The 11,851-nt window shown below is 40.2% G+C and carries 14 protein-coding genes; 12 read left to right on the top strand and 2 right to left on the bottom strand.

Annotation, left to right across the window (positions count from 1 at the left end):
- Positions 1-51: 51 nt before the first annotated feature.
- From DVR12_RS04910 to DVR12_RS04955, 10 genes are all read left to right on the top strand, one after another.
- Positions 52-882 carry an outer membrane protein assembly factor BamD gene (locus tag DVR12_RS04910; RefSeq protein WP_116974358.1) on the top strand — a complete coding sequence of 277 codons (831 nt, stop codon included), beginning with the start codon at positions 52-54 and terminating at the stop codon, positions 880-882.
- Positions 851-1,192 carry a DNA-directed RNA polymerase subunit omega gene (locus tag DVR12_RS04915; protein WP_089762923.1) on the top strand — a complete coding sequence of 114 codons (342 nt, stop codon included), beginning with the start codon at positions 851-853 and terminating at the stop codon, positions 1,190-1,192. The genes DVR12_RS04910 and DVR12_RS04915 overlap by 32 nt, the downstream gene beginning before the upstream one ends.
- Before the next feature lie 97 nt (positions 1,193-1,289).
- The gene (gene coaBC, locus DVR12_RS04920) at positions 1,290-2,507 is read left to right on the top strand and encodes a bifunctional phosphopantothenoylcysteine decarboxylase/phosphopantothenate--cysteine ligase CoaBC (protein ID WP_233522131.1); all 1,218 of its coding nucleotides are present in this window, start codon (positions 1,290-1,292) and stop codon (positions 2,505-2,507) included.
- A complete protein-coding gene (porD, locus tag DVR12_RS04925) occupies positions 2,500-3,423 on the top strand; it encodes a type IX secretion system protein PorD (RefSeq protein WP_116974359.1) in 924 nt (307 codons plus the stop codon). The genes coaBC and porD overlap by 8 nt, the downstream gene beginning before the upstream one ends.
- Positions 3,424-3,431: 8 nt before the next feature.
- A complete protein-coding gene (locus tag DVR12_RS04930) occupies positions 3,432-3,917 on the top strand; it encodes a DUF4296 domain-containing protein (protein WP_116974360.1) in 486 nt (161 codons plus the stop codon).
- An 18-nt stretch (positions 3,918-3,935) separates the two neighbouring features.
- Positions 3,936-4,628 carry a CoA transferase subunit A gene (locus tag DVR12_RS04935; protein WP_116974361.1) on the top strand — a complete coding sequence of 231 codons (693 nt, stop codon included), beginning with the start codon at positions 3,936-3,938 and terminating at the stop codon, positions 4,626-4,628.
- 36 nt (positions 4,629-4,664) lie between these two features.
- Complete coding sequence (locus DVR12_RS04940) at positions 4,665-5,321, top strand: CoA transferase subunit B (RefSeq protein WP_116974362.1); 657 nt, start codon at positions 4,665-4,667, stop codon at positions 5,319-5,321.
- Positions 5,322-5,501: 180 nt separating this feature from the next.
- Positions 5,502-6,872, top strand: a complete 1,371-nt coding sequence (locus tag DVR12_RS04945; RefSeq protein WP_147323407.1) for a DUF5723 family protein — start codon at positions 5,502-5,504, stop codon at positions 6,870-6,872.
- Positions 6,873-6,994: 122 nt separating this feature from the next.
- Positions 6,995-7,837: an aminotransferase class IV gene (locus DVR12_RS04950; protein WP_158563200.1), complete on the top strand. Its 843-nt coding sequence runs from the start codon at positions 6,995-6,997 to the stop codon at positions 7,835-7,837.
- A 21-nt stretch (positions 7,838-7,858) separates the two neighbouring features.
- Positions 7,859-9,166, top strand: a complete 1,308-nt coding sequence (locus DVR12_RS04955; protein WP_116974365.1) for a cryptochrome/photolyase family protein — start codon at positions 7,859-7,861, stop codon at positions 9,164-9,166.
- A gap of 40 nt (positions 9,167-9,206) precedes the next feature.
- On the opposite strand, the gene DVR12_RS04960 is transcribed toward DVR12_RS04955, so the two are convergent.
- On the bottom strand, positions 9,207-10,001 hold the full coding sequence (locus DVR12_RS04960) for a 1,4-dihydroxy-6-naphthoate synthase (protein ID WP_116974366.1): 795 nt from the start codon (positions 9,999-10,001) through the stop codon (positions 9,207-9,209).
- A gap of 24 nt (positions 10,002-10,025) precedes the next feature.
- On the bottom strand, positions 10,026-10,694 hold the full coding sequence (gene mqnB, locus DVR12_RS04965) for a futalosine hydrolase (protein WP_158563201.1): 669 nt from the start codon (positions 10,692-10,694) through the stop codon (positions 10,026-10,028).
- 113 nt (positions 10,695-10,807) lie between these two features.
- Between mqnB and DVR12_RS04970 the strand changes: the two genes are divergently transcribed.
- Together DVR12_RS04970 and folE are read left to right on the top strand one after the other, a co-directional pair.
- Positions 10,808-11,221 carry a 6-pyruvoyl trahydropterin synthase family protein gene (locus DVR12_RS04970; RefSeq protein WP_116974368.1) on the top strand — a complete coding sequence of 138 codons (414 nt, stop codon included), beginning with the start codon at positions 10,808-10,810 and terminating at the stop codon, positions 11,219-11,221.
- Positions 11,222-11,262: 41 nt separating this feature from the next.
- Positions 11,263-11,850: a GTP cyclohydrolase I FolE gene (gene folE, locus DVR12_RS04975; protein ID WP_116974369.1), complete on the top strand. Its 588-nt coding sequence runs from the start codon at positions 11,263-11,265 to the stop codon at positions 11,848-11,850.
- Position 11,851: the final 1 nt, after the last annotated feature.

The following is an 11,851-nucleotide window of genomic DNA, read 5'->3' on the forward strand; positions in this document are numbered from 1 at the left end:
CATATCTCTGCCTTACATTTACATTTAATTCTTAATTTTGCCATTCTTTTTATGCGGAAATTTCTATTGTACATCAGTGTACTTGCGCTTATCGTATCTACTTCCTGTAACACAGAACTTAGGAGGATAGAGAGAAGCAATAACTTCGAAAAGAAGTTGGCCTATGCCGATAAGTTGTATCAGAAGAAAAAATACAATACTGCGCAAACACTCTACAGTGACCTTTTACAGGTTTATAAAGGAACTGATAAGTTTGAAGCACTGTACTACAATTACGCATATTGCTCTTATTACGTTAAAGATTATGTTCAGGCAGCTTTTCACTTTAAAAACTACCTCGAAATTTTCCCTAACAGCCCAAGAGCGCTTGAGATAGATTACATGCAGGCTTATTGCTATTACAAACAATCACCTAAGGTTACGCTCGATCAAACAAATACCATGAAGGCCATTGCTGCCATGCAAACCTTCGTTAACAACTACCCAACAGCCGATAAAGTGCCCGAAGCAAACCTGGTAATCGAACTCTGCAGAAAGAAACTCGAACAAAAAGAGTTCAACGCAGCCGAACTCTACTATAACCTCGGTTATTATAAAGCCGCTGGTATCGCTTTCAAAAACCTGATGCGCAATTATCCGGATTCAGATAAAAGCGACGGGTATAAAATAAAAGTTATCAGAGCTTATTTTAACTACGCTAAAAACAGCATCCCCGACAGACAAAAAGAAAGGTATGCTACCGTTTTAGAAGAATATCTGGACTTCGCCGATCACTATCCTAATAGTAAATTGAAGCCAGAAGCTGAAAAATTGTATAACTTAGCACAAAACAATATAAAATCACTGGATAATGAGCAAACTAAAGCGCAGTCTAACCAGTAGCCTTAATCCATGGGTAGAAACTAAAAATACTACCGATATTAAGAACAGAACTGGTAATTTATATGAATCTATTGCCGTGATTGCGAAACGCGCCAATCAGATCAATATCTCCGTGAAAGAGGAGCTCCATTCCAAACTGGAAGAGTTTGCCAGCCATACTGACAACCTCGAGGAAGTGCACGAGAACAAGGAGCAGATCGAAATTTCTCGTTTCTACGAAAGAATGGCTAATCCAGCTATTCAGGCAACTCAGGAATTCCTGGACAATAAAATTTATTTCCGTAAGAACGACGACGATTTATTTAGCTAATCTACTCGCATAATTTTGCAAGCCTCGTCTTGCAAACGGTAAAAAATATTAATTTCATGGCGGCAGAATAATATTTCTGCCGCTTTTTTATTGTCAAATGGCTAATTCCAATATCTTACAGGACAAAAAAATACTTTTAGGCGTTTCCGGAAGTATTGCTGCTTATAAAGCCGCTACCCTCGTACGTTTGCTCATTAAAGCCGGCGCCCAGGTAAAGGTAATCATGACCCAAAGTGCCGCTTCATTCATTACTCCGCTCACCCTCGCTACCCTCTCTAAAAATGAGGTAATGGTGAACATCAGTGACCACAACAGCTGGAATAACCATGTAGAATTGGGCAGATGGGCCGATGTAATGATCATTGCTCCTGCTTCTGCCAATACCATCGCTAAAATGGCCAATGGCCTCTGTGATAATCTCCTGATGGCTGCCTATCTCTCCGCTACCTGCCCCGTTATGTTTGCCCCGGCAATGGACGAGGATATGTGGTACCACCCCGCCACCAAAGCCAATGTGGATAAGTTATGGTCTTACGGCCATCAGCAAATCCCCGTTGCCACCGGTGAACTGGCGTCCGGACTCTTTGGTGAAGGCAGGATGGCCGAACCGGAAGAAATAGTGAATTGGTTATCGCAACATTTTACAGGAACTACCATCGATCGGCCACTTACCGGTAAAATGGCTATAGTAACCGCCGGCCCAACCATCGAACATATAGACCCAGTGCGTTATATCACCAACCATTCCAGTGGAAAAATGGGTATTGCCATTGCTGCTGCCCTGGCTGATGCAGGTGCTAACGTGAATCTGGTACTGGGCCCAACCAGCCAGGTATCCAATCATCCCGGAGTTACTACCCTTCCTGTGCAAACCGCCCAGGAAATGTTTGAAAAAGTAACTTCCCTCTACTCAGCCGCCAACCTGGTTGTTGCCGCTGCCGCTGTTGCCGATTACAGACCAGTAAATATTGCGGATAAAAAAATCAAAAAAGGGCAGGCGCAACTCCACATCGACCTTGAAAAAACACCGGATATCCTGAAATATCTCGGCGAACATAAAGTACATCAACTCCTGATTGGCTTCTCTCTCGAAACTGATAATGAAAGAGAGTATGCACTGAAGAAGTTAAATGATAAGCACCTCGATATGATTGTAATGAATTCTTTGGCTGATGCAGGTGCCGGATTTAATTATGATACCAACAAAGTAACCCTGTTCGGTAAAAACGGTATGGAACGCAGCCTGCCGCTTAAATCCAAACTTGAAGTTGCTAAAGACATCGTTTCCGCTATAATTGAATTGCAACATGCATAAACGCTTCCAGTTCTTCGCATTATTGACAGTACTTGCCTGCTACTGTCAGTTTACCCAGGCTCAGGAAATCAGAGCCAATGTTTCGGTTATCGCCAATCAGGTGCAAGGGGTCGACAGGCGGGTGTTTACTTCTCTCCAGAATTCCATAAAGGAGTTTCTGAATAACCGACATTGGGCAAAAGATGCCTTTACGCAGGGCGAAAGAATTGAATGTAGCTTTCTGCTGAATATTACCGGTTCCAGTGGAGGAGATGTATATAAGGCAAATCTGACAATTCATGCTACCAGACCCGTTTTTAACAGTAGCTATGTAACCAGTTTACTGAATATCCAGGATAATAATGTGGCTTTCAAATATACAGAATTCCAGCAACTCGAATTCAGCGATACCAGAGTTGCCGGGAATGATCCGATGGCCGCCAACTTAACCGCTATACTGGCCTATTATGTAAATATTATTTTAGGACTGGATTACGATTCGTTTTCACCAAGAGGGGGGGATGAATATTTTAAGAAAGCCTTGAATATTGTTAATAATGCTCCTGATGGCAAAGACGTTACTGGCTGGAAAGCTTTTGAAGGTAACCGTAACCGCTATTGGCTTCAGGATAATTTACTCAGTGCAAAATTCCTGCAATTCCATGATGTGATGTATCAATATCACCGTCAGGGGTTAGATTTGATGTATGATGATGTAAACAAGGGTAGGGCATCTGTATTAAATTGCATTAATATGCTTTATTCTATTCATCAGAATATTCCTAACTCTATGCTAATGCAGGTGTTTTTTAGTGCAAAAGCTGATGAGTTGCAAAAGCTGTTTTCAAAGGCAATGCCTCAGGAAAAAAGCAGGGCTGCAGAGCTACTGGCGCAAATGGATATTCCTAATGCCCAGAAATATCAACAGATGAAGTAAACGGTATAATGAAGAATATATTGAAATATGCCTCCGTGGCATTGCTAGGATTACTTTTATTCGCGTGTGGCGATGGTGAAAACGTGCCAAGACAATATTTGTCGAAAAAGGAAATGAGTGGTATTTTAAGAGATATGGCCATTGCAGATGCTTATAGCAATGAGCAGATGATGAGTACCTTTCACACATTCAGCGATTCGCTCCGTCAGAATACTTTAAAAGTCTATTACAAGCAGATACTCGATCTGCATAAGGTAACTGTACCCGAATTTATGACCAGTTACAGATACTATGAATCGCATCCCGACAGATTAAAAGAAGTATTGCAGATGGTGCAGGACGATATTACTGCCAGAAAAGATAAGTTGGGTAGCCTGGCAGATGAAAATGCACCAGTAAGATTCCGAATCAAAAACATGGTTCCTATTGCAGATAGTTTAATCCTATTGCCGAAAACTGATACCGTAATTCCATTTATAAAAAGGCATCCCTAATTATTAAAACACCAAAACATGAACAAAGTAGTATCAAATGCCGATGATGCCATACATGATATACAGGATAATGCAACGCTGATGCTGGGAGGATTTGGTTTATGTGGCATTCCTGAAAATTGTATTGCCGCTTTGGTAAGAAAAGGAATCAGAAACCTCACCTGCATTTCCAATAATGCAGGAGTAGATGATTTTGGTTTGGGCTTGTTATTGAAAACAAGACAGATCAGGAAAATGATGTCGTCCTATGTCGGCGAAAATGCAGAATTTGAACGTCAGTTATTGGCGGGAGAGTTAGAGGTAGATTTAATTCCACAAGGTACATTAGCTACCCGTATTCAAATGGCAGGAATGGGGATTCCGGCATTTTTTACTCCGGCTGGTTATGGTACGGAAGTGGCTGAAGGAAAAGAAGTGCGGGTATTTGATGGCAAGCCGCATCTGATGGAACTTGCCCTGCATGCAGATTTTGCAATCGTAAAAGCCTGGAAAGGTGATACTATGGGAAATCTGGTGTTTCGTAAAACCACCCGGAATTTTAGCACATCAATGGCAAGAGCCGGGCAAATTACTATTGCTGAAGTAGAAGAATTAGTACAACCAGGAGAGTTAGACCCAGACAATATCCACGTTCCGGGCATCTATGTACACCGAATTTTTAAGGGTAGTAATTATGAAAAACGAATTGAGCGCAGAACCGTTAAAATCTAACCTCAATTACTTCCTCACTCTCAAATCTGTAATGTTATGCCTTTAGATAAATTTGGCATCGCCAAAAGAATTGCTCAGGAATTAAAAGACGGAATGTACGTAAACCTGGGTATCGGAATTCCTACATTGGTTTCCAATTATATCCCTGCAGGTGTGTCTATCATGCTGCAATCTGAAAATGGTATTTTAGGCATGGGGCCTTATCCAGCCGATGCGGAAGTAGATCCCGATCTGATTAATGCTGGAAAAGAAACAGTTACCATATTACCTGGCGGAAGCTTTTTTGATTCATCTGAAAGTTTCGGGATGATTCGTGCAGGAAAAGTGGATCTGACTGTATTAGGAGCAATGGAAGTCTCTGATAATGGTGATATCGCCAACTGGAAGATTCCTGGAAAAATGGTTAAGGGAATGGGTGGTGCAATGGACCTCGTTGCATCTGCAAGAAATATCATAGTTGCTATGATGCATACAAATCCTAAAGGGGAAAGTAAATTGTTGCCTGCATGTACTTTGCCATTAACCGGAGTTAACTGTGTGAAAAAAATAGTAACCGAATTAGCTGTATTGGATGTTACTCCAGATGGTTTTAAACTGATTGAAAGAGCTCCTGGTATCAGCGTAGAGGAAATTCAGGCCAAAACCGCTGGCCGACTTATCGTGGAAGGCGATATTCCGGAAATGAAAATCTGATAACCTAGATAATTACGTTTTTAATATAGCGTGCCCTGCTTTTCTTTACCAGAGAGGCAGGGCATCTTTCTTTTTAAGAAAAAACCATTTATACTTGGTAAATAATTTAAATGTTTATATCCTTGCGCCCTAACGTTGATCCCCGAACGTTATTTATTCCTAACCGATTTAAAAGTAACTATGAAAAGGATTTTTACGAGCCTACTTCTGTCGTGCTGTGCTATGTATGTTCATGCCCAGGATTTGGCAGGTTTCCGTACCAGTAATTATGCGGGTGTAAACAGTGTATATTTCAACCCGGCCAATATTGCTAACAGTCCTTATCGTTTTGATGTCAACATTCTTGGAATCAATGCAGGTGTTGGCAACAATCAGATAAAGTTTAAATTGAATGATGCTGGTAACACTTTTAACGGAGACACAATCAAGAACCAGCTATTTGGCCAGAGTAAAGGGCTTACAAAAGCATTGGTAAACTTAAGTGTCTTTACTCCTTCTGTAATGTTTAATGTGGCTAAGTTCTCATTTGCAGTTACTACCCGGGTAAGAAGCACAGTGAATGTTACCAACCTGGATGGGAAGCTGGCAGATAGAGTAGTAAACGATCTTTCAGATAATACCAACCTGCCTTATACTATTGCCTCCAACGATAACATGGGTATAGCCGTGAACGTATGGGCTGAGTACGGAGGTACAGTTGCCCGTGAGATACTGGCAGTTGGTCCTCACCACCTGAGAGCTGGTATTACTTTAAAATACCTTGCAGGTGCGGGTAATGGGTCTATTAACATTGATAAGCTGCATGCAACCATGAATGTAGATGAAGGAAAACAGGATGCTTATCTTACTAATGCAAAAGGTGCTATTGGTATGAATTTCTCTGGTTTTAATGTATCTGATTTTAATGGAACTGAACTGGCTGAATTCAAAGGTCATGGTTTCGGAGCGGATTTAGGTCTGGTATATGAATACCGCCCTGGCACCAGTGGTAAATATAAATATCGCTTTGGTTTATCATTGGTAGATGCAGGTAAGATCAAATACGAGCGCGATGTAACCCGTAGCGGAACTTTCGCTATCAATATTCCTGCAGGTCAGCAATTCTCTCTGAAAAACCTGGATGGTGTAGATTTGGATAATTATAAATCAACGCTCTCAGGTTATCCTCAATATTTTACGCCGGTTGATGATAAAAGCTCTTACTCTGTAAGTATGCCTACTTCATTAAGAGTAGATGGTGACTATCATATCCTGAACGGATTGTATGTAAACCTGGATGCTCAGTTGGCGCTAACCAACGGAAAGAATAAAGCATACAACGTTCAGTATTTTAGCGGATTTAGCGTTACACCTCGTTATGAGAACAGAATCTTCAGTGCATTTTTGCCAATATCATATAACGAGTTGACTAAATTCACCGCTGGAGCCAGCTTCAGAGTGGGTCCTTTCTTCATTGGATCAGGTAGTATTTTGAGTGCCTTAATGGGATCTTCACATCAATTGGATGGGTTTATTGGTTTCCATGCCGGCGGACTGAAAAAGCATAAATAATTAACTTAACATTTGCAGTTGCAAATGCAAGAGGCATAAGGAGTTATCCTTATGCCTCTTCTGCTTTCCTTGCCTCTTTGTGATAAATTTGGTAACTTGTAGAGTTGATAAAATTGTTTGAGGTGCAAGTTGGATTTCTTTGTTATAATGGTAAATATATTCCTGCAGCTGACCCTATTTTTACTGCAGACAACCGTTCATTCAGGTATGGTGACGGCTTCTTTGAAACCTTAAAAGTTTACCAGGGTCAGGTATTGTTGGCAGATCTTCATTTTGAAAGATTATTGGCCACAATGCATTTGTTGCATTTTGATATACCGCCGTCCTTCACTAAAGAGTTTTTTGTCAGACAAATAATAGAGCTCTGCAATAAAAATAACTTTACCGATCTCGCAAGGGTTAGGGTAGCTGTTTTTCGCTCGGATGGTGGACTGTATGATCCTGTCAATAATCTTCCTAATTATGTAATTCAGTGTTGGGAACTTCCAAAATCTGTTCTTGAATTAAATTCGGAAGGCTTAATCGTAGATATATTTCCAGATGTTCAAAAGTCGTGTGATAAATTATCTACCATAAAATCAAATAATTGCCTCCCTTATGTAATGGCAGCAATGTATGCAAAGGAGAACAGGTTGAACGAAGTTATTTTACTGAATCAATATGGAAGAATTGCGGATAGTACCATTGCTAATGTTTTTATAATTGATAACGGAAATGTATATACGCCACCTTCTACGGAAGGAGGAGTATGTGGAGTGATGCGCAAATATTTGCTGAATGCAGATTTTCCGTTTCCTGTTTCAGAGAAGGTATTAACAATTGAAGATCTTGAGAAGGCGGATGAAATGTTCTTATCCAACGCGATATACGGAATCCGTTGGGTGAAGCAGTTTCGGGAAACCATTTACGGAAATGCGAAGGCAACAATTTTACATGAATTACTACACGAGAATATTCTATTTTAATATTTGTTAAACTCCAATTGCATGTCTCAACAAGTGGTTCTTTGCTGGCTGAGAAGAGATTTACGTCTGGATGATAATGCCGCATTATATCATGCACTGAAATCGGGGTTCCCGGTTGTTCCGGTTTTTGTTTTTGATACTAATATTCTGAATGATTTAACCGACAAGCATGATCGACGTGTGACCTTTATTTACGAGGTAATTGAAGAATTACAGACCGAATTAATTAAACACAAATCCTCCCTTGATGTATTTCATGGCACACCGGCCGCTGCTTTTAATCATTGGATTAGTAAATATAAGGTTCATGCAGTTTACACGAATCGCGATTATGAACCTTATGCAACAGAGCGGGATACTTCAGTTGCCGGGCATCTGAAAGAAAAAGGTGTTGAATTTTTCTCGTATAAGGATCAGGTTATTTTAGATAGAAATGAAGTATTGAAAGATAATGGAAATCCATATACCATTTTTACTCCGTATAGCAGACAATGGAACAACAGGCTTACGGCATTTCATCTGAAACAATATCCGGTTAAAAAATATCTGAACAAACTTCATCATCAATCTAAAATCTCATTACCATCATTGACGCAATTAGGATTCAAGGAAGGAGAGAAACATTTTCCATCCAAATCATTGAAAGAAAGTCTTATCAGGCACTACGATAAAACCCGTGATTTTCCCGCAATTAACGGAACATCCAGATTAGGAATACATCTGCGCTTTGGAACAATCAGTATTCGAAAATTGATGCAGCATGCATTGGAATGGAACGAAACATATGCGAAGGAGCTGGTATGGAGAGAGTTTTATCAGATGATCATCTGGCATTTTCCGCATGTTGTTACCCAATCATTTAAAAAGGAATACGATAAAATTGCCTGGCGTAACAATGAGAAGGAGTTTGAAAGATGGTGTACCGGAACCACAGGTTATCCTATTGTGGATGCAGGAATGAGGGAGCTTAACACTACAGGATATATGCATAACAGAGTGCGTATGATCACCGCAAGTTTTCTTACTAAACACTTACTGATCGACTGGCGATGGGGAGAAGCATATTTTGCAGAAAAACTATTGGATTATGATTTAGCTGCCAATAATGGAGGTTGGCAATGGGCTGCAGGTTCGGGTTGCGATGCCGCGCCTTATTTCAGGGTGTTTAATCCAACTTTACAGATGCAGAAATTTGATAAGGATCTGCAATATGTTCGTAAATGGGTGCCGGAATTCGAGAGCCCGGATTATCCGCTACCGGTAGTGTCTCATGAGGAAGCAAGAAAACGCGCGTTGGAGGTTTATTCTAAAGCATTGAAACATTCATAGGAAAACAAAGCGGATCATGATCCGCTTTGTTACATATAAGTTATTGCAACTTTTCAGCAGCACTCATTAAAGCAGTTACGGCAGCTTTGCCTTCATCTCCCAAATCAAGACTAAATTTATTTACATACAAATCGATATGCTGACGCATAACCGATTCATCCATCTCCTGTGCATGTGATGTCACATAGGAGGAGAGATTAGGATAAGTAGTATAACTATTTTGAAGGCTTTGGTGAATCAGCTCATCCAATTGCTTACGAATTTCGGCAGGCACGCTTTTTTTAATAAAGATGCCTCCTAATGGAATAGGATTACCGGTAGTTTTTTCCCAATATTCGCCCATGTCCATCAGCTTTACAAGTCCTTTTAACTGGTAGGTAAACCTGTTTTCATGAATAATTACACCAGCATCGACTTCACCGCTTAATACTGCATTTTCGATATCGGAAAACAGCATTATTTTTTTTTGTTTGGCATCAGGAAAGGCGATGGAGAAAAGTAGGTTTGCCGTAGTATTTTCTCCGGGTATTGCAATAGTCAGATTCGCTATTTCATCTAAAGGAATATCTTTTCTGGCTATAAGAAGTGGCCCGCATCCGCGACCTAATGCGCTTCCGGAGTTGAGCAATTCGTAGTTCTCTTTTACTTTTAAATATACGGCAAAGCTAAGTTTGGTGATATCTAATTTACCCTGTAAAGCCCAGTTATTCAGTGTTTCAACATCTTCGAGATGTGTGTCGAATGAAAAATTGCTGGTATCAATTTTCTTATTCACCAATGCATCGAAAATAAAAGTATCGTTTGGGCAGGGTGAAAAACCTAATGATAATTGCATATTGAGTCTTTTTAGATTGATCTGTTATTGATTTCCGACCAGTGCTTTTATAGTATGAATTAATTCGTCATTTAAGGCTTTAACGGCCAAAGGAATTTTCCATTTACTTTTATCGCGGATTTCTACATAGTTTGAAATACTACGTATCTGCAGGAATGGAATATTGGCAGTCAGACAAGCATAGTGAAAAGCGGCCCCTTCCATACTTTCTATGCCGGGGATATATTTTTCATTTAACCTGGCGATGGTAGGTTCGCTACCGCTGACCAAATTTACGGTTACCCCGGTTACTTTGGGCAAATTTGGAACATAAGGAAGACTATTGAAGGTATTAACCAGGCTTTTTTCAGTAAATGGGGCCTGAGATGGTTGCCAGAGGCCTATATCAAATAAATCTTTAAACTGATCATTATCTTCAGCTCCCAGATCGGCCAGATTTTCCTCTGCCACGAGTACCAGGCTACCCAGTTCTTTATTATGGTCGAAACTCCCGGCAATTCCACCCTGAATAGCGATATCGGGTTGTTTTAAGGCCAGATAGGAACCTAAATTAAAAGCGGTATGCATCATACCAATACCGGCTATAAGGACCTCTATTTCCCAATTGGCAGGTAAAGTTGGGCGAAACTCCTCCAAAAACCCGATAAAAGGCTGTATTTCCAATGTAGTAGCCGCAGTAACCAATATTTTCATGGCATAAAAGTACATTAATTACTGAGTTGGCCATGTAAAACAATTGACAGGAATTAGGATAAATTGGCAGTACTCATTTAATAGTGGTATTTTTGCGAAAATTTTTTTCAAAAATGATCTATTTAACGCGAGTAGAGAACTTTAATGCAGCGCATAAGTTATCTAACCCGGGCTGGAGCAAAGAAAAAAACGAGGAAGTCTTTGGTAAATGTGCTAATGAAAATTGGCATGGTCATAATTACGAACTACACGTTACAATAAAGGGAAATCCGGATCCTGAAACAGGCTTTGTTTTTAATGCTAAAACATTAGGAATTATTATCAGGGATACAATTATAGAGAAGATTGATCACCGTAATCTGAATCTGGACGTGGATTTTATGAAAGGCAAATTCACCTCCGCAGAAAACCTTGCTATTGCCATCTGGGATCAATTAGCAAAACATTTACCAGCAGAAGTTCAGTTGCACTGTATTAAATTGTACGAAACGCCTAGGATATACGTAGAATACTATGGCGGTAAGTAAATGAAATAGCCAACTTTGGAACCTGTTTAAAACATATAAGAATGGCGTATAATAAGATAGAAACTTACGATGAAAACATTACAACAGGACTTATAGACAACTATAAAGACTGTTTACGACTATTGGGCGAGAATCCGGCAAGGGAGGGACTTGAAAAAACTCCTGAGCGGGTAGCTAAGGCTATGCAGTTTCTTACCCAGGGTTATCAGCAGGATGCTAAGGAAATTCTGGAAGGAGCTAAGTTTACCGAAGCATATAGCGAAATGGTGATCGTAAAGGATATAGAATTATACTCTATGTGTGAGCACCATATGTTGCCTTTCTTTGGTAAAGCGCATGTTGCCTATATACCTAACGGTTATATTACTGGTTTGAGTAAAATTGCCAGAGTAGTGGATGTTTTTGCCCGCAGATTGCAGGTGCAGGAAAGACTAACTCACCAGATCCTGGATGCTATTCAGGAAACCCTGCAACCACAGGGAGTAGCAGTTGTTATTGAGGCCCAACACCTATGTATGATGATGAGAGGGGTACAAAAACAAAATTCTCTTACGACTACTTCCGCCTTCAGTGGCCAATTTGGTAACGGAACTACCAGGGCCGAATTCATGAAACTAATAGGTAAATAAT

The sequence above is a fragment of the Chitinophaga silvatica genome (assembly GCF_003419895.1).
Lineage (GTDB): Bacteria > Bacteroidota > Bacteroidia > Chitinophagales > Chitinophagaceae > Chitinophaga > Chitinophaga silvatica.